The sequence below is a fragment of the Aquaspirillum sp. LM1 genome, assembly GCF_002002905.1.
Classification (GTDB): domain Bacteria; phylum Pseudomonadota; class Gammaproteobacteria; order Burkholderiales; family Aquaspirillaceae; genus Rivihabitans.
This window is the reverse complement of record NZ_CP019509.1, coordinates 1888003-1906735: the sequence shown is the minus strand read 5'-3', so window position 1 is coordinate 1906735 and position 18733 is coordinate 1888003. Positions and strand designations below refer to the sequence as shown.

Here is an 18733-nt window from a genome sequence, read left to right as displayed (position 1 = left end):
GCCATGGAAGACCAGGCAGCCAGCCTGCGCCGACTGACCCCGTCCGCCCAAGTAGGGCGCAGCTTCGCCTTTCTGGGCGTGAGCGGCTGTGGCACCACCACGGTGGTGGCAGAAATGGCCGCCGGCCTGGTGGCGGCACAGCGGCGCGTGCTGATTCTGGATGCCCATCCGGGCAATCCACTGGCGCAACGCTTTGTTGACGACCCTGGCGTCACGCTGGACATGGTGGTCAACAGCCAGGGTTCGCTCGACGACGCTGTCACGCCCCTGCCGTTTGGCAGCTCGGTGATGAATGTCTACACCCGGCCCAACACCCTCACCCATTTGTCCGACACGGTGGAGCGCCGTCTGGTTTCGGAGTATGAAGCGCTGACCCGCGACGTGGAACTGGTGCTGATCGACACGCCTTCAGTGGGCACCGATCCGGCGCTGGCGGCGCTGGCGGATAACCTGGTGCTGGTGCTGACCCCGGATATCCAGACGCTGATGCAAGCCTACGCCATGATCAAGCGGCTGGCGCTGGAGTTTGCCCGCCGCCGCTTTGACGTGCTGGTCAATCGCGCCCGTGATGTCAACGAAGCACAGGCCATTTTCCAGCGCCTGTCGCAAGTCACCAGCGAATTTCTTGGCGTATCGTTGCGCTGGGTGGGTTTTGTGCCGGAAGATCCAATGATGCGCCGCGCCGCGCTATTGCGTACCACCACCCTGCATGGTTTCCCCGACAGCGAAGCCAGCACCGCCTGTTCCCAGCTGGCTGCGGTGTTGCCGCGCTGGTGTTCGGTTGAACATGGCAATGCCCGCCAACTTTTTGAACGCTATCTGGCTGCCTCCCGCCATCTGGCCGAGGAAGCCACCCCGCTATGATCAACCCTATGCCTGACCTCGTATTTCGCAGAGATTCCGCATGAACCGGCGAGTGACCTATCCCAGCCATACCGCCGCTGCATCGGGTGCTCCCGATATTGAACGCCATACCTCGCTGGTTAAAAAAATCGCCTACCTGTTGATGAGCCGGCTGCCCGCATCGGTAGAGCTGGACGATCTGGTGCAGGTGGGCCTGATTGGCCTTTTGGAAGCGTCCCGCCAGTTTGACGCCAGCCAGGGCGTGCTGTTTGAAACCTTTGCCAGCCAGCGGGTGCGGGGTGCCATGCTGGATGAACTGCGTCGTGCCGACTGGCTGCCGCGTCAGGCACGCAAGCAAGCCAAGCAAATCGAAGAAGCCATCGGCAAACTGGAGCAAAGCCTGGCCCGACCGCCACGTGAACCCGAAATTGCCGAAGCGCTAGGGCTGTCGCTGGACGATTACCAGGGCACCCTGTTCGACTGCAAGGGCCACCAGCTGGTCTATTACGAAGACTTTGCCACCGACGAAGACCACGGCGGCGGCAGTGTGGTGGAAAGCATTGCCGATCCACGTCAGGTTGACCCAGTAGAAATTCTCAACGACAGCAGTTTTCGCCAGGGACTGGTTGAAGCGATCAAAACCCTGCCGGAACGCGACCAGCTGATGATGAGCCTGTACTACGAGCAGGAGCTCAACCTGAAAGAAATTGGCGAAGTGCTCGGCGTGACCGAATCCCGGGTATGTCAGCTGCACAGCCAGGTGGTGGTGCGTCTGCGCGCCAAAATGCGCGAGTGGATCTAGCCCGCGTTCCGATTGTCCCCGTTTGAATACTGAACTCCCGATGCCGCGACACTTAGCCTTCTCCACCCCACCCCTGCCCTGCCGTATTTGCCCGGAGGGCCGGACATGGATCTGACCAGCGTACTGGGCCTGATTGTTGGCGTGGCGGCCATCCTGCTGGGGCAGGCGCTGGAAGGCGGCCATATTGGCTCGCTGTTTCAGCCCACTGCACTGCTGATTGTACTGGGCGGCACCCTGGGGGCCGTGATGCTGCAATGCACGCCTGCGCAATTCATGCTTGGCATGCGTCGCCTGCCACGGGTGTTCCTGCCGCCCCGACCCAATTTGCACCAGCAGCTCAGCGACCTGGTGAGCTGGAGCCAGATTGCCCGGAAAAACGGCATTCTTTCCATGGAAGAATTTGCCCAGGCCAATGTCGATCACCCGTTTTTGCAAAAAGGCCTGCAACTGCTGGCTGATGGGGTAGACCCGGTGTCACTGCGCGCGGCGCTGGAACTGGACGTCCATACGCTGGAGCAGCGTGAACGGCTGGCGGCCCGAGTCTGGGAAGCCGCAGGCGGCTATGCGCCCACCCTGGGGATTCTCGGTGCGGTGCTGGGTCTGATTCATGTGATGGAAAACCTCAGCGACCCATCCAAACTGGGCGGTGGCATCGCCGTGGCCTTTGTGGCCACTGTCTACGGCGTGGGCCTGGCCAATGTGCTGTTTCTGCCAGTGGCACACAAGCTGAAAACCCAGCTGGCCACACAGCTTGACCTGATGGAAATGCAGATTGAAGGCCTGGTGTCGATCGGTAGCGGGGAAAACCCGCGCCTGCTGGAAAACCGCCTGCAGGGCTTTCTGGATCCAGACCTGCCCGCACCGCCCAAACTGACCCCCAGCCAGGCCGGCAACCCGCCGGGCAGCCCGCCATCTGCCGGATAACCAGGCTCCCTTGTGCTGGTCATCAGGATGCCCGAGCAACGCAGCAGCCTGATGATTTTGCCCAACAGGATCTACGCCGTATCGCGTGCGTGGCGATTCAATCCGGCCAGAATGGCTTTCATGGCAGCGGCAACAATATTGCCATCCACGCCTACCCCGAATACGATATCGTTATTGTTGACGCGCAGTTCCACGTAACAGACGGCCTCGGCATTGGCACCTGCGCCAATGGCATGCTCGTGGTAATCCACCACGGAAACCGGCAGCGACAGGCCAGCAATAAAGGCATCAATCGGGCCATTGCCTGCCCCCGTCAGCACATATTCCTCACCGTGACGGGAGATGGTGGCAGACAGTTTCACCTCTTGTGCGCCACGTCCCCCCTGGTCTGCCAGGCTGTGGGCAAGATAGGCATAAGGCGTATCGTGGTTCAGGTATTCCTGCCGGAACAGTTGGTGAATGGCATCCGCCGTCACCTCACCGCCCTGAAGGTCAGTATGGTGCTGGATGACCCGGCTGAACTCGATCTGCAAGCGTCGGGGCAAGTCAAATCCATATTCCTGCTGCAGCAGATAGCTGACGCCGCCCTTCCCTGACTGGCTATTCACCCGGATCACGGCATCATAACTGCGTTTGACATCGGCAGGATCAATCGGCAGATAGGGAACGTCCCAGTACGCCTCCGGCTTTTGCTGGGCAAAGCCTTTTTTGATGGCATCCTGGTGCGATCCGGAAAATGCCGTGTATACCAGGTCTCCGGCATACGGATGGCGTGGGTGTACCGGCAGTTGATTGCAGTATTCCACCACTTCTCGAACATGGTCGATGTCGGAGAAATCCAGGCCCGGGTCAACGCCTTGCGAATAAAGGTTCATGGCCAGCGTCACCAGATCCACGTTGCCCGTACGTTCGCCATTGCCAAACAGGCAGCCCTCGACCCGATCCGCACCGGCCATCACGGCCAGTTCTGCTGCTGCCACGGCGGTACCTCGGTCGTTATGCGGATGGACGCTCAGAATGATGCTGTCTCGGCGGGCAAGGTGGCGATGCATCCATTCAATCTGGTCGGCATACGTGTTGGGGGTAGACATTTCCACCGTGGCCGGCAAATTGATGATCATTTTTTGTTGCGGCGTCGGTTGCCACATGGCGCTGACGGCATCACAGACTTCCAGAGCAAACGCCGGCTCACTTGCCGAGAATGTTTCCGGGGAATACTCGAACACCCATTCGGTATCCGATATGCTGGCAGTGACCTCCTTGATCAGCTGGGCGCCGCGTACGGCAATCGCCTTGACGCCTTCCCGATCGGTGTCGAACACAATACGGCGGAAGCTGGGAGCAATCGGGTTGTAAAGGTGCACAATGGCGCGGCGTGCGCCACGCAAGGATTCGATGGTGCGGCGGATGAGGTCTTCGCGTGATTGCGTCAGCACTTCGATCGTCACATCATCCGGAATCAGATGGTTTTCGATCAAATGGCGGACAAAATCGAAATCTGTTTGCGAGGCGGACGGAAAGGCCACTTCGATTTCCTTGAAACCCGCCGCAACCAGCAGCTGGAACATACGCAGTTTGCGTTCACCTGACATCGGTTCGATCAAGGCCTGGTTGCCATCACGCAGATCGGTGCTCATCCAGATGGGTGGCTGGCGGATCACCTGATTGGGCCAGGTGCGGTCAGGCAGGGAAATCGGCTGAAATGCGCGATATTTACTGGCAGGGTTCTTCAGCATGGTGTGCTCCTTTATCTATCCAAAAGTCAGGCGATTGCCTGGGGGGTGAATCGGTCATATCCCCTGGCTGCTTGCCGGGTGGGGTGATGTGGTGTTGTCCTGGGGCTCTGCTGCGGCCTGACGGGCTTGTGCCAAGCGGTTGGCTGCCGCCAGATAGGCCTTGATGCTGGATGCCAGAATGTCGGTATCGGCCCCCAGTCCACTGTGGCGATATCCATCTGCCTCCAGCCGAACCAGCACTTCGCCCTGGCTGTCGGTGCCTTCGGTCAGGGCATTGACCGAGTACAGCACCAGTCTGGCACCGGTCTGAATCACGTTTTCAATGGCACGAAACGCAGCGTCGACTACACCGGAGCCGCTGGCTTGTGTGGTGACTTCCTGCCCATGGCTCCAGATCCGCAGGCGTGCCTGCGGAGGTTCGCCGGTTTCAGACACGATGTATTGCGAAATCAGCCGGTAAGGCTCTTGTGCCGGAGTCAGGTCTACCAGCAAGGCATGCAAATCTTCATCAAATACATCCCGTTTGCGGGACTCCAGATCACGGAAGTGGGCAAATGCCTGATTCAGCATCGCTTCGCTGTCGAATTCAATGCCCAGGCTGTGTAGCTTGGCACGAAATGCCTTACGCCCAGAGATGGGGCCAATGGCATGGCGGTGTGGCGATGAATCATGGATGGCCATATGCCGGTTGGCCCCAGTGAGTGACGCAATCAGGCTGTTGGTGGCGGGTAAAGCATCCATGCGCAAATCACTACGCACCCGATAAAGGGAGGTGTGTGCTTCCAGTGTGGCCTGCAGCGGATTGATCGACGCGGCATGTTCTCCGACAAAGGTGGTTTCAACCTGATTTGCCCCTGCGCGTATTGCCGCCAGGGTATTGGCGGTTCCCAGTCCATATCCGTCATGGCAGCAAGCCCCCCAGCAGACTTCGGAATGGGCAGGCAGTGCCTGCCGTGCCATGCGGATGACGCGTGCCCATTGTTCGGGTATCCAATGCTGGCCAGCATCGTGCAGGGTAAGCGTGGTGACGCCCAGTGAAATCACCCGGCATAAACCGTCCTGTTGCTCATCACTCCAGCCTTCTTGTGCCGGAATGAGCAATTCGGTCTGCAGGCCAAGATGGCAAACCAGCTGGATGCAGCGCCGTAAGGTGATTCCCCCCGGGCCATGCAGGGCTTCGACTGGCACATGCAGACGGATCACACCGTGCTTGCGCCCGGAAAACAGCTCGGCGGCACGAAGAACCGCGTGTTCATCCAGTTCGCTGACCACACAGGGCAGGGCATGTTCAAGCACGGCAGAGAGCGTGGCCAGGGTTTTCCCGATCTGTGCATGCCCGCTGCTCTGGCCTATTTCAATCCGATCGACTCCGAGTTTTTCCAGTTGCCGCACCAGGGTCTGTTGGTTGCGTTCGCCAAGTGCCGGGGCCAGGCCAAGATGCGCTGGACGCAGGCTGGCATCAAGCACGCGCAATGTAGCTGTATGGCTATTTTGGTCTTGATCCTGGTTGGCAAAGTAATCGCTGAGTTCAAACGACTTGCCTGCCAGCGAAGCCAGCCTGGCGATGCGTTTTATTTGACTGAACGGCATGCTGCCTCTCTTTCGCCATTTGTAGATGGCAGCACGCGAGATGGGCTGATCGGGGAAGTGCTGTTCCAGCAGGCGCGCCAGAGGTGCTACGCCGCCAAAATCGGAGATCAGCTTGTCAATGTTGATGTCCAAATTCCTCCCAAAATCTTAGCGTGATTTTTTTGATGTCAGATAAAGTAGAAAACTGGTGTGGCTTTTCAGTTTTTAGACAATTAGATAGAAATACTATGGGATTTTTTATGGATGGTCAATGGTTCTTAGAGAACCGTAGGACAATTTTGGCGTGATTTTGGACAAAGTGTCCATTATTTTTTATGTGGTAGCGTGAGAGCCATGTTCCAGTGGTGAGTTTTTGATGTTTTCGACAAGAGCCTGGGCTTTTTTACATTAGACAATAGCCATATTCGATGGTTTTTTTCCGTGATGCCACGCTGAGAAAATGGGGCATGCATCAAAATCTGTCATTATGTCTAATTTGGCCACGTAGTGAGGAGTGCCGCATCGGTGCGGGTATGGATGGCAGTTTTGAGAGTGCCGACGTAGAACGCCGAACGGTGAAACAAAGATACTCCGTTGGCGCAGTTCGTTGCTGGCTTGGACTTGGCCGTGGCAGCGCTGGCGCTTAATCTGGCAGCCGTTTTGCCTCTGCGCTGGCTGTCCATGTCACATGCTGTTGTAAAAAATGCGGCCAGAGGTTGCTGCCGACCTGTTTTTGAATCAATCAGTGCGCTCTAAAATAGCGTCGCAACCAATGCCAGCCAGCACCGTCACGCCAACGAGCAGGTCGGTCAGCGTGTCTTCAATCACCACGCACATAGCGCTGTGCCAGCCAAGTCAGCGCCGCACCCGCTACGCCACATCCCAGCCAGGGCCAGCCGACCAGTCCGGCCAGCAGCAGACCATCCAGCAGTGAAATACCCGCCAGCATGGCGGGAATCACCGGAAAGGCAAACCGGCGCGCCGACTGGTTTTCATGGCGGGCCACCAGGCTAATCAGCACCACATAGCCAAACTGTGCGCCGCCGGCCAGCAGCACCCAGGTGTTCAACTGCCCGCTTAACGCCAGCGCGGTTACCACAAACACCAGCAGGCGGCAGGCGGCCATCACCAGCACGCTGAAGGGGTTGCCTTTGTGGTGCAGGTCGTAAAACACGATGGTGCCCACCAGCAACAATCCGGCGGCCAGGGCCAGCGGATGCGGGCTCAGCCCGAGCAGGCCCAGGCCCAGGCCAAACAGCGCGCAGGTCAGCCCGATGGCGCGGCGCAGTGAAATGCGCCCGGAGGGCAAGGGCCGCCGGGCTTGTGTCAGCCGGTCAATCTCACGGTCGCAGACGTCGTTAAAGCACATGCCGGCCATGTAAAAGCACGACATGGCCAGTGCCAGTGGCAGATAGCTGCCAATGCTCAGCCCCGCGCCGCTGAGCACGGCGGCGGCCAGCACATTGGTCCAGACCGTGGGCAGGTTGCTGATCCGGCACAGCTCCAGATAGGTTTTCAAGGGGGTCATGGTTTATTCCGCAAAAATATGCCGCAGCAGCAGGTCGTGGACTTCGGTGGCGGCGATGTGATCGCTGGTCAGCAACGCGGGTTCGGTGGTCATCAGCAAGGGGCCGTCGTCAGGTGAATCGGTGATGCGGCCATGCGAGCCTTTCACCAGGCTGGCGTCCAGCGGAATCACGTCCATCAGATAGCGCATGCCCAGCGCTTTCTTGGCCAGGGTGGTGGCCAGCTTCAACCGGGGAAACCGGATGGCCGGGTCGATAAACAGCTCGCACGGGTCGTAGCCGGGTTTGGCGTGGATGTTCACTGTGCGGGCATAGTCGGGTGCGCGGGCATCGTCCTGCCACCAGTAATAGCTGAACCAGCTGTCGGCCTGGGCCACCAGCACCAGTTCGCCGCTGCGTGGATGGTCCAGGCCGGCGGCGCGCTTGCCTTCCTGATCGAGGATCTGTTCTATCCCCGGCTGTTGGGCAAACACCTCCCGCACCCTGGGCAGGTCGCTGGGGTGGCGCACATACACATGGCAAATCTGGTGGTCGGCCACGGCAAATGCCCGGCTGGCGGTGGGGTCGAGATACTCCCGGCCCAGGTCGGTTTTCAGTGTCAGCAGCCCGGCGTCGCGCAACAGGCGGTTGGGGTGGATGGCGCGTTGCACCGGGGTGATGCCGTATTCGGACAGCACCACCACCCGGCAGCCGCGTGGCTGAAAATACGCCAGCAGTTGGCCACACAGCGCGTCAATCTCGGCCAGATCCCTGGCGATATCTCCCTGCGGCCCCAGTTTTTGCAGGCAGTAATCCAGATGCGGCAGGTACACCAGCTGCAGGGTGGGCTGATAGGTGTCTTCGATGGCCATGGCGGCGCGGGCAATCCAGTCGCTGGCCACTATCGAGGTGGCCGGCCCCCAAAACTGGAACAGCGGAAACTGGCCAAATTCCTGATTAAAGCGCTCGCGCAGCCCGGCTGGCGTGCTGTAGCAGTCGGGCAGTTTCAGGCCATCGGCACAGTACAGCGGGCGCGGGGTCAGCGCGTAATCGGCGCTACTGTTCATGGCATACCACCAGAAGGTGTGCGCCACGGTAAACGCCGGGTTGCGCCGCCGGGCGGTGTCCCAGAGCTTGTCGCCCTGAATCAGTGAGTTGGATTGCCGCCAGAACAGCACCTCGCCCAGCTCGCGAAAATACCAGCCATTGCCCACAATGCCATGGTTGCTGGGCAGTTTGCCGGTCAGGTAGGTGGCCTGCACCGAGCAGGTGACTGCCGGGGTCAGCGTGTGGATGGGCACGCTATTGGCCAGCAAGGCGTTCAGATGCGGGGTGTGCGGCCCGCCCAGCAATGCCCGGCTTAAGCCCACCACATTCAGCACGACACTACGTTGCATCACAGTGTTCCTTCAGCCATTGCAGCTCGCGGATGATCGCCTGGGTGAGGGGCTCACCGCGCAGCGCGGCGGGCAGCACGTCCCAGGTGTAGGTTTCTACTTCCAGCAGCAGCTCAGCCGGCAGCAGGGGCAGCAGGGCTTTGATAAATGGCTGGGTGGTAGCCATGCCACCATCCAGCGCCCCCAGAAAAATCGGCAGATGAAAATGGCAGCGCCAGCGCTCGCCAGCCTGGGCGGGATGGCTGGCCAGTGCCTCGGGCAGATCGTCAAAGCGCAACAGCGTGCCCTCTGCGGTCTGGATCACCACCTGATGCAGATAGCGCGCTTCGTCAAAGCGCTGAAGCTGGGCCGGCGTTGGCGCATCCAGATGCAGCGCTGAAGACACCTGCACCTTGGCAATCCGGATGCCGGCTGCCTGCAACTGCGCCAATGAGGTGGCGGGGTTCTCGAACTGAACCGCCTGATGGCAGCAGTCGTAGCACACGCCCAGGTAGGGGCGCAGGGCATCCGGCAGATCCAGCCAGGCAAAAAACTGACAAACCTCATCGGTGGTTTCCAGCAGGCAACCCGGCTCGGGCTCCAGCGCCAGCACGATTTCCTTGCCCAGCGTGTGGTGCAGGGTGTGCAAATGGCGCAGGGTGTCCAGCAGTTGCTGGCGCACGGCGGGCAGTTCACGCTCAGGCAGCGCGTGCTTGAACCCCAGCGGCACGCTGGAAATCGAGCCCATGTGCCCAGCCGGCAGCCAGGTGGCCAGGATGTCCGCCAGGCGCATGCTGTAGCGCGCCCGCTCCGGGCTGCGCCAGTCGGGCAGGTAAACCTGCTCCTTCACCCGAGCGCCATGAAACTCGCCGTAGGGAAAGCCATTCAGGCTGGGCACATAACACCCCTGCGCTGCCAGCCAGTTGGCAAACTGCGCCATATCCGCAGGCGTCAGCTCGTCCGCTGCCTGGCATGACAGGCGCAAGCCAATCGGGAAAGGCCGGTCAGGCGACAGCGCCGCCTTGATGGGCGGAATATGCTGCTGCAAGGCGGCCCACACCGCTGACCAGCTTTCTCCGGCATGGACATTGCTGCAGTAGGTGATCAGGCGTGGTGGAACTTGGGACATTGGCTGAGAAAGGCGTGTGGGTTTTGGGCAAAAATCTGCTCGATGGCAGTTTCCGGGTGGCCACGTCGACGCATTTCATTGGCACATTTCAAAATGGACAGCGGGTCGCTGACGCTCCAGTCGGCGGATGAATTGATGCACAGCCGCTCAGGGCCATAGGTTTCCACGGCGTCAATCGCCCGTTCCGGGCTGCCTTTGGAATTGGGATACAGCGTCAGGCCAAACCAGAAACCCCGGTCCTTGATTTCGCCAATGGTGTGTTCTTCGGCATGGTCAATCAGCACCCGCGCCGGGTCGATGCGCGGTTCGGCGCGAATCATGTCCATGATGATGCGGGTGCCCTTGAGCTTGTCTTCCAGGTGCGGGGTGTGGATCAGAATCAGCTCATTGCGCGCCACGGCGATGTCCAGGTGTTTTTCCAGCGTGGCAATCTCATTGCGGCTGTTGGTGTTCAGCCCGATTTCGCCAATGCCCAGGACATTGGGCCGGTCGAGAAACTCCGGCAGAAAAGCCAGCACCTGTTCCGCCAGCGCCAGGTCTTCGGCTTCCTTGGCGTTCAGGCCCAGCCAGCAATAATGACGCACGCCAAAGCGGGCGGCGCGGGCTGGCTCGGTGACGGTCAGCTGTTCAAAGTAATCGCGAAAGCTGGACGCCGCGCTGCGGTCAAACCCGGCCCAGAATGCCGGCTCGACCACGGTGCGGATGCCGCTGATGGTCAGCTTCATATAGTCATCCGTGGTGCGGGAAACCATATGGATATGCGGATCAATGAAACTCATCACTGTTGTCCTTTCCAGGCACCGTAGGCCCGTTTGCCACGGGCGCTGGCCAGCGGCGTGTCGGTGGGGTCGCTCAGCGCCAGCTGCACCTGCTTGGTGCGCTCGGGGGTGCCGGATTTCAGCACGTCGATAATCTGCATGAAAGCCTGATAGCGGTAATCGGCCCGCGCCTGCTCGGTGCCAGGATAGCGGTCGATCCGGTCAAGAAAGGCGGCAATGTCCAGCAGACGGGAGCGGTTTTCAATGAAATAGACGTCAAGTGCATCCATTGCATTCATGGGGGTGTAGGGGGCGCTCATGGGGCTCCTTTGCGTTGGATGGGATGGGAAAGACAGAGATCACACCGAATGGGCCAGACAGGGTGACAATGCCGGAACAGGCGAGCCAAAGCGGGCGTGCAACTGTGCAATGCACCGCTGCATGGTGTTGACCTCAATGGCGTGGGCTTCCTGTTTATGGCCAATGCCGGCCAGCAGCGGAATGGACAGCGCTCCGCCCAGGTGCTCACGAAAATCTGCCAGCGCAGTGTCAACATCCAGTGCCTGCAAGGCCGGGTGATCCAGCGCAAACCCCAGCGCAGTCAGCAAGGCAATCACCCGTTCGGCGTCTTTGTCGGGCAGCAGGCCCTGTGCGGCGGAATACAGCGTGTCCAGGGCAATACCGATGGCGACGGCCTCGCCGTGGCTGAGCTGGCTGTGGGACAATTCTTCCAGCTTGTGCGCTGCCCAGTGGCCAAAATCCAGCGGGCGCGATGAGCCCTGTTCAAAGGGGTCGCCCGCTTCGGCGATATGTGCCAGATGCAGTCTGGCGCAGTGCTCGATCATCATTTGCATGGCATCAGGGGCAAAGCGGGCCAGGGCGTCACGCTGGGCGTCGAGTGCGGCAAAAAACCGGGCGTCGCGAATCAGCGCCACCTTGACCGCCTCGGCCATGCCGGCGCGCAGGCTGCGCGCCGGCAGGGTAGCGAGAAAATCACGGTCATTGATCACGGCAAACGGCGGGGCAAAACTGCCCAGAAAGTTTTTCTTGCCAAACGCATTGACCCCGTTCTTGACGCCAATCCCGGCATCGTTCTGCGCCAGCACCGTGCTGGGCAGACGAATCAGCCGCACCCCGCGATGGGCGGTGGCGGCGGCGTAGCCCACCGCATCCAGCACCGCCCCGCCGCCGATGGCAAGAATGTAGGCATGCCGGTCAATCTGGTGGCGTTCCACCAGCGCATGAATCTGCGCCACTTCCTGCGGATCGTGCTTGCAGATTTCGCCGCCGCGCACCACAAAAGGCGGTGCCACCAGCGTCATCAGGGGCTGGTGCGCCTGGGCATAGCGATGAATGGCGTCAGGCAGGTCGGGGTGCAGACGCGCTACTTCGCTGTCTAGCACCAGCAAGATCTTGTTGTGCGGATGGCCGCCCTGGCAGAGCACATCCGCCAGAACCGGGTTGTCAATCGCAAAGACATCTTGGGTGAAAATCACCGGAAAACGATAGCGGACGGTAAATTCCTGCTGGATACAATGCATGTGATGGCCACTCAAGAATGCGCAATAGTGCGGGGTGATTCAAAAAACCGTGTTGGACCAGCGTAAAACCCAGCAAAATCAACTCCATGGATTCCCACCTTGGCGGAGCTAAGGATGCGCTGATTTATTCAGAAAAATCGTGTTTGCCAAAATCAAAACCTAGCAAAATCAACACCCTGGATTCCCGCCTTCGCGGGAATGACGATTTTTTCAGCGTATCCCTAACGGTTTTTTCAGCATGTTCTTGAAACCCCGGCGGGCTGACCTGACTGATTGCACACCATCAGGCCAGGTAGCCGCGCCGTGGATTAAATCCGGCTCAGGCCGGTTTTTTGTTCAACATGAACGGCGGCGCGGCCACATAGCTTGCCGGTTGATCCGGGTAAGCCGGGAACTGCACCACTTTTTGCGCCAGCAGCTTCAGTTCGTACATGATGGCCAGGGCGGATTTGAGTTTTTCCGGCGCGCCATTAAATACCTGATCCAGCGAGGTCAGCAGCCGCTTGTAAGAATTGAAGAAATCCGCTGCGGCGGTATGCACTGCTGTACCGGGCACATAATCGCTGACGGCGGCATTGGGCAGAAAACGGTATACCCCCTCCGGATCCAGCGCGACAGGCGCACCGCTATACGACCAGCCAGACGCCGCCTGGGCATCGGCCACCAGGCGCTTGCCAAAATAAATCTCGCCAAACTTGAAATAATGGGCGAAAGAACCGGCAAAGCCACCGTGCGGATCAATCGGATCGTCGCCAATTTGCGCGCCCTCGCCCTGGGCCAGAATCACCGCCACAATCGCCCGGGCCGTCTCCATATTGCTGACTTTTCCGTCGCCGCATTCCACATGCGGAAACCATGGCCGGATATCCACCTGGTTGTCCAGATTGGGCTGGCCAAACGGGGCCAGGCCTGCGGCTTCCAGCTCTGCCAGCTTGTCCAGAATCGCTTGGTAGAAATCCCCGATCGACTCATAACCCTGGCTTTGCTTTTGCAGCATCAGCGCGCTGACGGTTTGTTCACCCGGCAAAATAGCCTGGGTGTCCGGGTGCTCAATGCCCATGAACACGGTGTACACCTGCTCGGGGGTCATGGCACCCAGCGCAACCGTGAGGCCTTCGTCCACGCACATCGGCAGTGGGGTGGGAAATTCCAGGCTCAAGCCGGTATCCAGAATGGCCGGGGTGCCGCCAATGGCAATCAGCAGATTACAGGCCAGGGTCAGGTGGAGCATTTCTTCATACGCCACCGACTGGACCAGGGCCAGGGCTTCCGGATTGAACCCCGGTTTCACCGAAAATGCGCCGGTCAGGTAAGTGGGAATGGTGGCCAACTCCAGGGTGTAAGCCGCAGTCACCATGGACTGCACTTCAGCCACCGTGGTGGCAGCGCGCAAGCGCCGCATGAATTCGGGTTTGATTGACAGCATGTCAAATCCTTTTGCCTGATAAATGAATGAGATAAGCGGGATCGTTGCCGGTATTGCTTCGCGTGTGCATCAGCGAGGCACAGTGGGCTGACGGTCAAAACCCATCGGGCAACGTGCGGCAAAGCGCTGTTGTGTGTCTTTTGGCGCTGGCGCGCTGGCCATCACATTGGCAAAGTATTGGATCAGCATTTTCCGCTTGCTGTACGACATGTCACGGGTGACCGGCATATAATCCGGGTCATTCACATCCATATTGCTGAACACAAAGTACATGATATGGGCATTGGCATCAGCCACTGCCTGTTTCGAGAAGTCAAACAAGCCCTTGCTCATCACCGGATAGAGATTGGCATACTGGGTGAGAATCGGCTTGACATCTTCCCAACTGGGGGTTTCTGGTGCGGAAAATGTGCTGAACAGCAAGACAGCATAGTTGTCAAGATTTTGCTGCACGGTGGTTTGCTTGCCGGAAAAATTGTAATTCAGGGTATAAATCTGACCATCAATATAACTTCTCGGCGTGTTCATGGTTTTTGGCCCTTGAAAACCAATCTGAACTACACCCTGCGGATTGAGCACGGGATCCGCTTTAACGGCTACCGTGATGGCCGCAGAGGGAGTGTTATTGCTGGTCATGGGGGCCTGAGGCGTGGTTTCTGCTGGCACACTACCAGGCATTTCACTTACGTCTTTGTCATTGAAAATCACCTGTAGCTGCGGGTTGGCCAGTGGGGCGCCGTATTGTGCGGCGTACACCGTCGATTCGAAGTGATTGCCATCGGGATGATTGGGGTCAAGCCGGAAGGCAAATTCCTCGGCACGCACTTCCAGGCCGCCCATCCCTTCGCGGATGACAACACGCGACTGCTCTCCGGAAGGCGTCGGGGCAATCAGCGCCAGCGGATGGTTGGCAATCAAACCGGCGGCTTCTGCAGAGATTTTGAATGCCTGAATCCCGGACAAAATATTCTGCGTGTCCTGGCTGTAGTTCAGCGCGCCCAGCAGCACATAGTCTTGCGGGCCTACCACGGCATCTTGTGCCGTGTCGGGGTTCTTGAGCACCACCAGCTGCCGGCTGCCCAGATCCTGAATGGCATAATTGGCGTCGGTTGACAGGGCATTGCTCAGATCAAGCTGCACGGTGTGGGTCGCCTGGTCCACCACGGCAGAGAAACAGGTGATTCTACACGTCGGACGACTGTCAAAACTGGCAACGCCGTCCGACATGAGGTATGGCATGAAACGCCGACCCAGAACAAACGAACGCGGTTCATGGGCGTACACCGGGCCAATGGCACCGATCAGCTTGCCATAGGTGAAGCCAGAGCCATCCTTGGCATTCTGATAACCATAGGTGGTCAGCCGGATCGACAGCAGGCCTTCCTGGGAAGCCGCTTTCAGTTCCTGCAAAAATGGGCTGTGTATGGCGTCGAGATTCCATTGCACGTTGGTCAGCACCGACTGAAACATGGCCGATGCGGCAGGATCTCCCCGCAAACCTTCGGCGCGGGTAAACCACAAATCCCGGAATGGGTTGGGCTGGTAATCCCCCTGCATGACAATCACGCCATTTGCATTTGTCAGCGTGACGCTCAAGCCATAAATCGACGAAGCCATCTGCCAGTCAGGATCCAGGTCCACCAGCTTGCCCGAGGGCTGGTCGGACGAATTGCCCAGCACACAGCCCAGCGCCAGATCATTGGCCGCCAGGCCATCCGGCCCCAGCAGTGCAGTGATCTTGCAGTCATTCAGGCGGAAGATCCCGGTGCCCACCGGGTTCCACCAGCCATTGTACTGGGTGCCATTCAATCGTTTGATTTGAAAATCCTGGAAGATTTTCTCGAACATATCATTGTCAAAATGGCGAGTGTCATTATTAACCGTCGAGACATCCGCCTGAAACTGGCCAGAAAACGCCAGCCGTGGAAAATTCAAATAGCTCATTGCTTCTCCAGAATTAGTCTGCACAGGGTTGTTGTACTGTTGGAACCGCCTGATTCCGCTTGACCATGCCAATGGCCACACAAGCTACCCAATGGGCAGGACTGGGCAGGCCTGTCGTTCCGACTAGGATGTCATGACTGGAGAAATCTTCACATTACATGACATTACATATATTTATTGCCTTTATATGACGATTGTGATGGCAGTATGAAAACCAGACATTGCGTTATGCCACAGAATGCACTGCATTTACACTATTGGCATAATGACCAGTGTCGGCCTGGCCGCCTGATGCACTCATCACCTGCGCGCAGCAGCAGAGGCAATGCCCCAGGTTCACCACTGGGTGTCGCATCCCGGACGATAATCCAATCAAACGTCTGTCAAACCCAACCCTTACTTCAGAGAATCTTCAACAACAGCCCGCACCAGAACAAGCGGTCTCCTCCCAGTTGAAATCCCACCCCCTCACATCCATATACAAAGCGCAGGAGCCCGCCTCCTGCGCTTTGTTGCGCCTGCACCCCGGCGAACTTTCCGCCGTGCAGGCCGTCTGCCGTAGATCGACAACCCCTGACCGGATTGCCTGCCATGAACTTCAAACGTGTTGCCCTGTTTCTTGCCACCAACCTGGCCATCATGCTGGTGCTCAGCGTGACCGCCAGCCTGCTGGGGGTGAATCGCTATCTCACCTCCGGCGGCCTTAACCTGGGGGCGCTGCTGGGCTTTGCCATGGTGATGGGCTTTGGTGGCTCATTCATTTCGCTGCTGATGTCCAAAACCATGGCCAAATGGTCTACTGGCGCGGAGATCATCGACCAGCCGCGTAACCAGACCGAAGCCTGGCTGGTCAACACCGTGGCCCGCCACGCCCAGCGCGCTGGCATTGCCATGCCGGAAGTGGCCATCTACGAAGGCGAGGCCAATGCCTTTGCCACCGGCCCGTCGCGCAATAATTCCCTGGTGGCGGTATCCACCGGCCTGCTGCACGGCATGAGCCAGCAGGAAGTGGAAGCGGTGATTGCCCATGAAGTGGCGCATGTGGCCAATGGTGACATGGTGACGCTGACGCTGATTCAGGGCGTGGTGAACACCTTTGTGTTTTTCCTGGCGCGGGTGGTGGGCTACGCCATCGACAGCGCCTTGCGCCGCAATGACGAAGAATCGTCCGGCCCCGGCATTGGCTATATGGTGACGGTGTTTGTCTGTGAGATGGTGTTTGGCATTCTGGCCAGCATGATCGTTGCCTACTTCTCGCGTCAGCGCGAATACGCTGCCGATGCGGGTGCCGCCGAGCTGATGGGTTCCACCCAGCCGATGATCGGTGCCCTGCGCCGGCTGGGTGGCGTGGATGGCAATGACCTGCCCAAGGACATGCAGGCAATGGGCATTGCTGGCGGCGCGATGTCGCTGTTTGCCAGCCATCCCAGCCTGGAAGACCGCATCGCCGCCTTGCAGTCGTATTGATGGCAAAGCCGCCGGCGCGTGCATCGCCAGTGGCCACCAGCTAAAAACGGGTGGAATCAGGCGTGTCGCCAGCACTGGCGGCAGGCAGACTCCACCCGTTTTTTATTCCGCCTGGAGCGGAAACACCCATGGCCCGCCGGCCTCGCGGTCGGCGGCGCGCAAATCGGCCTGGCCAGCGGGGCTGAGCAGGTAATCGGCCAGTTGCCGGGCGTGCTGGCGCTGTTCGGCACTGGCCGGATGCGCCGGGCCGGGCTCTATCAGCACGTACACGCGCCGCATGGCCGGGTCGCCGTGCAGCAGCACCTTCAGCCCATGGCTGGGCATTTTGCCCAACGCCACCGGAATATGCCCAACCACCGCATAGGCGTGCTGACGCGCTGCGCTGGCCAGCACGGCCTGCGGCGATTCGGCGTCGTCGTACAGCTGCTGGTCAGGGCCGGGCCGTACCCCGGCGCGGCGGAACAAGGCTTGGGCAATGCTGAAGCTGCCCGGATCGCGAAACGCCAGCAGCGGCGCATTGGCAGCCACAATCCGCGCCATGGCGGCGCGGCCACTGCCCGCACTGGCCACCTGTGCCGGATCATTGGCCGGGCCCACCAGCACATGTTCATTGAACGCCCAGGCGCGTAGCGGGGCGGCCAGGCCGGCGGCCAGCAGGGCAAAGCTTTCGTCGCTGCCATGAATCAGCAGCAGGTCGGCATCACCCCGGCTGAAGGCCGGAATCACCCCTTCCTTGGGCGCAGCAGCCACTGTGTCGATGCTCAGCCCGGTGGCGGCGCTGGCCTTGCTGGCCAATCTGGGCCACACCCCGCTCAGGGTGAGGCCACCCACCACCGCCACCCGCACCGTGGGCGCAGCCTGCGCCCCGGCCATCAGCAGCAGCGCCAGCCACAGCATCCAGCGTGGCTTAAGCATGGTCGCTCACCGCCGGCATGTCGGCAAACGCCCAGCGCACCGGCTGTGCCTTGGTGGTGCGGCGGTTGACCATGCGCAGCGAAAACGGCTCCATCCAGTTCCAGTATTCTTCCCGTGCGGCAGAAGAGAAGTCGGTGTCTTGCATTGCCTGCCACAGCAGGGTGAGCCACACCTCACGCGCGGATTCGTCGATGGTGAACGGAAAATGCCGGGTGCGCATGCAGGTGTTGCCGTGTACCGGGGTGTAGGCTGCGCGCCCCCCGTTGCAGGGCGAGCTCGGTGTAGCTGGCCAGCGCCTGACCGCGTGCCTCCTGGCCAAGCAACTGGCCGGTGTAGCGCAGGGCCGCTGGCCAGTCGGCCAGGGTATCCAGCTGGATAAACACCACCGGCAGGCCAATCTTGGCAAACGCCGCCTCAATCCGGCCTTGGTCAATAAACGGGCTCTTCCACGCCAGCGCAATATCCGGGCGCAGGGTGAGCACGGTTTCCGGGTTCATCTGCTGGCCCATGCCAAAAATGCCACCCACCACCGGCAAAGACTGCAAACGCGGCGGGAAATAGCGTTTTGCCTCAGCCGGCAGCGGAAAACTCAGGCCGATCATCTGCTCTGGCGCTACCGCATGCAGCAGCACATTCAACGGCGGGGCCGAGCCAAACACCCGTTCAATCCGCTCCGGTGCCTGCACCTTGCGGCCCGTCATATCGACAATCTCGCGCGCCTGGGCGCTGCCCATCAGCAGCAGGGCGGCCAGGGTGAAGCAAAAACGGCGATGCATGGCGATTCTCCTTGATCCAGTG

General features: G+C 59.7%; 17 protein-coding genes. 4 read left to right on the top strand and 13 right to left on the bottom strand.

Features of this window, described 5'->3' with window-relative positions:
- Nucleotides 1-3 precede the first annotated feature (3 nt).
- The 3 genes from BXU06_RS08045 to BXU06_RS08035 all read left to right on the top strand — a co-directional run bounded on the left by BXU06_RS08045 (nucleotide 4) and on the right by BXU06_RS08035 (nucleotide 2569).
- Complete coding sequence (locus BXU06_RS08045; protein ID WP_077298490.1) at nucleotides 4-864, top strand: cellulose synthase operon protein YhjQ/BcsQ; 861 nt, start codon at nucleotides 4-6, stop codon at nucleotides 862-864.
- Between the two features lie 40 nt (nucleotides 865-904).
- Entirely contained in the window at nucleotides 905-1645 is a 741-nt protein-coding gene (locus BXU06_RS08040; RefSeq protein ID WP_077298488.1) for an RNA polymerase sigma factor FliA, read from the top strand.
- 105 nt (nucleotides 1646-1750) lie between these two features.
- On the top strand, nucleotides 1751-2569 hold the full coding sequence (locus BXU06_RS08035) for a flagellar motor protein (RefSeq protein WP_077298486.1): 819 nt from the start codon (nucleotides 1751-1753) through the stop codon (nucleotides 2567-2569).
- A gap of 71 nt (nucleotides 2570-2640) precedes the next feature.
- Here the strand turns inward: BXU06_RS08035 and leuA are convergent, their stop codons facing one another.
- From leuA to BXU06_RS07985, 10 genes are all read right to left on the bottom strand, one after another.
- Nucleotides 2641-4305: a 2-isopropylmalate synthase gene (gene leuA / locus BXU06_RS08030; RefSeq protein ID WP_077298484.1), complete on the bottom strand. Its 1665-nt coding sequence runs from the start codon at nucleotides 4303-4305 to the stop codon at nucleotides 2641-2643.
- A gap of 54 nt (nucleotides 4306-4359) precedes the next feature.
- Nucleotides 4360-6027 carry an alpha-isopropylmalate synthase regulatory domain-containing protein gene (locus BXU06_RS08025; protein ID WP_077298482.1) on the bottom strand — a complete coding sequence of 556 codons (1668 nt, stop codon included), beginning with the start codon at nucleotides 6025-6027 and terminating at the stop codon, nucleotides 4360-4362.
- A 667-nt stretch (nucleotides 6028-6694) separates the two neighbouring features.
- Nucleotides 6695-7402 carry a UbiA family prenyltransferase gene (locus BXU06_RS08020; RefSeq protein WP_077298480.1) on the bottom strand — a complete coding sequence of 236 codons (708 nt, stop codon included), beginning with the start codon at nucleotides 7400-7402 and terminating at the stop codon, nucleotides 6695-6697.
- Between the two features lie 3 nt (nucleotides 7403-7405).
- Nucleotides 7406-8776 (bottom strand): alkaline phosphatase family protein, encoded by a 1371-nt coding sequence (locus tag BXU06_RS08015; protein WP_077298478.1) that lies wholly within the window; start codon nucleotides 8774-8776, stop codon nucleotides 7406-7408.
- Nucleotides 8766-9884, bottom strand: a complete 1119-nt coding sequence (eboE, locus tag BXU06_RS08010; protein ID WP_077298476.1) for a metabolite traffic protein EboE — start codon at nucleotides 9882-9884, stop codon at nucleotides 8766-8768. The genes BXU06_RS08015 and eboE overlap by 11 nt, the downstream gene beginning before the upstream one ends.
- Nucleotides 9860-10663 (bottom strand): TatD family hydrolase, encoded by an 804-nt coding sequence (locus BXU06_RS08005; protein WP_077298474.1) that lies wholly within the window; start codon nucleotides 10661-10663, stop codon nucleotides 9860-9862. The genes eboE and BXU06_RS08005 overlap by 25 nt, the downstream gene beginning before the upstream one ends.
- A complete protein-coding gene (locus BXU06_RS08000; RefSeq protein WP_077298472.1) occupies nucleotides 10663-10962 on the bottom strand; it encodes a hypothetical protein in 300 nt (99 codons plus the stop codon). Before BXU06_RS08000 ends, BXU06_RS08005 begins: the two co-directional genes overlap by 1 nt.
- A 39-nt stretch (nucleotides 10963-11001) precedes the next feature.
- Nucleotides 11002-12183, bottom strand: a complete 1182-nt coding sequence (locus BXU06_RS07995; RefSeq protein WP_077298470.1) for a 3-dehydroquinate synthase — start codon at nucleotides 12181-12183, stop codon at nucleotides 11002-11004.
- 319 nt (nucleotides 12184-12502) lie between these two features.
- On the bottom strand, nucleotides 12503-13609 hold the full coding sequence (locus BXU06_RS07990) for a ferritin-like protein (RefSeq protein WP_077298468.1): 1107 nt from the start codon (nucleotides 13607-13609) through the stop codon (nucleotides 12503-12505).
- A gap of 69 nt (nucleotides 13610-13678) precedes the next feature.
- Nucleotides 13679-15553, bottom strand: a complete 1875-nt coding sequence (locus tag BXU06_RS07985; protein ID WP_077298466.1) for a hypothetical protein — start codon at nucleotides 15551-15553, stop codon at nucleotides 13679-13681.
- A 591-nt stretch (nucleotides 15554-16144) separates the two neighbouring features.
- Between BXU06_RS07985 and htpX the strand changes: the two genes are divergently transcribed.
- Nucleotides 16145-17020 (top strand): protease HtpX, encoded by an 876-nt coding sequence (htpX, locus tag BXU06_RS07980; protein WP_077298464.1) that lies wholly within the window; start codon nucleotides 16145-16147, stop codon nucleotides 17018-17020.
- A 102-nt stretch (nucleotides 17021-17122) separates the two neighbouring features.
- Here htpX and BXU06_RS07975 read toward each other — a convergent pair whose 3' ends face one another.
- Genes BXU06_RS07975 through BXU06_RS18130 form a run of 3 tightly spaced genes read right to left on the bottom strand, consistent with a single transcriptional unit; the run spans nucleotide 17123 to nucleotide 18711 of the window.
- Nucleotides 17123-17935: a substrate-binding domain-containing protein gene (locus BXU06_RS07975; RefSeq protein WP_150125151.1), complete on the bottom strand. Its 813-nt coding sequence runs from the start codon at nucleotides 17933-17935 to the stop codon at nucleotides 17123-17125.
- Nucleotides 17928-18155: a hypothetical protein gene (locus BXU06_RS07970; protein ID WP_077298460.1), complete on the bottom strand. Its 228-nt coding sequence runs from the start codon at nucleotides 18153-18155 to the stop codon at nucleotides 17928-17930. Before BXU06_RS07970 ends, BXU06_RS07975 begins: the two co-directional genes overlap by 8 nt.
- Nucleotides 18109-18711 (bottom strand): hypothetical protein, encoded by a 603-nt coding sequence (locus tag BXU06_RS18130; protein WP_077298458.1) that lies wholly within the window; start codon nucleotides 18709-18711, stop codon nucleotides 18109-18111. Before BXU06_RS18130 ends, BXU06_RS07970 begins: the two co-directional genes overlap by 47 nt.
- Nucleotides 18712-18733: the final 22 nt, after the last annotated feature.

What these genes read in the sequence shown, in the direction of transcription:
- BXU06_RS08000 (WP_077298472.1), bottom strand. Translation starts at nt 10,962, where the DNA reads ATGAGCGCCCCCTACACCCCCATGAATGCAATGGATGCACTTGACGTC.
- leuA (WP_077298484.1), bottom strand. Translation starts at nt 4,305, where the DNA reads ATGCTGAAGAACCCTGCCAGTAAATATCGCGCATTTCAGCCGATTTCC.
- BXU06_RS08015 (WP_077298478.1), bottom strand. Translation starts at nt 8,776, where the DNA reads ATGCAACGTAGTGTCGTGCTGAATGTGGTGGGCTTAAGCCGGGCATTG.
- BXU06_RS08040 (WP_077298488.1), top strand. Translation starts at nt 905, where the DNA reads ATGAACCGGCGAGTGACCTATCCCAGCCATACCGCCGCTGCATCGGGT.
- BXU06_RS08045 (WP_077298490.1), top strand. Translation starts at nt 4, where the DNA reads ATGGAAGACCAGGCAGCCAGCCTGCGCCGACTGACCCCGTCCGCCCAA.
- BXU06_RS07990 (WP_077298468.1), bottom strand. Translation starts at nt 13,609, where the DNA reads ATGCTGTCAATCAAACCCGAATTCATGCGGCGCTTGCGCGCTGCCACC.
- BXU06_RS08005 (WP_077298474.1), bottom strand. Translation starts at nt 10,663, where the DNA reads ATGAGTTTCATTGATCCGCATATCCATATGGTTTCCCGCACCACGGAT.
- BXU06_RS18130 (WP_077298458.1), bottom strand. Translation starts at nt 18,711, where the DNA reads ATGCATCGCCGTTTTTGCTTCACCCTGGCCGCCCTGCTGCTGATGGGC.
- BXU06_RS08035 (WP_077298486.1), top strand. Translation starts at nt 1,751, where the DNA reads ATGGATCTGACCAGCGTACTGGGCCTGATTGTTGGCGTGGCGGCCATC.
- htpX (WP_077298464.1), top strand. Translation starts at nt 16,145, where the DNA reads ATGAACTTCAAACGTGTTGCCCTGTTTCTTGCCACCAACCTGGCCATC.
- eboE (WP_077298476.1), bottom strand. Translation starts at nt 9,884, where the DNA reads ATGTCCCAAGTTCCACCACGCCTGATCACCTACTGCAGCAATGTCCAT.
- BXU06_RS07970 (WP_077298460.1), bottom strand. Translation starts at nt 18,155, where the DNA reads ATGCGCACCCGGCATTTTCCGTTCACCATCGACGAATCCGCGCGTGAG.
- BXU06_RS07995 (WP_077298470.1), bottom strand. Translation starts at nt 12,183, where the DNA reads ATGCATTGTATCCAGCAGGAATTTACCGTCCGCTATCGTTTTCCGGTG.
- BXU06_RS08020 (WP_077298480.1), bottom strand. Translation starts at nt 7,402, where the DNA reads ATGACCCCCTTGAAAACCTATCTGGAGCTGTGCCGGATCAGCAACCTG.
- BXU06_RS07985 (WP_077298466.1), bottom strand. Translation starts at nt 15,553, where the DNA reads ATGAGCTATTTGAATTTTCCACGGCTGGCGTTTTCTGGCCAGTTTCAG.
- BXU06_RS07975 (WP_150125151.1), bottom strand. Translation starts at nt 17,935, where the DNA reads ATGCTTAAGCCACGCTGGATGCTGTGGCTGGCGCTGCTGCTGATGGCC.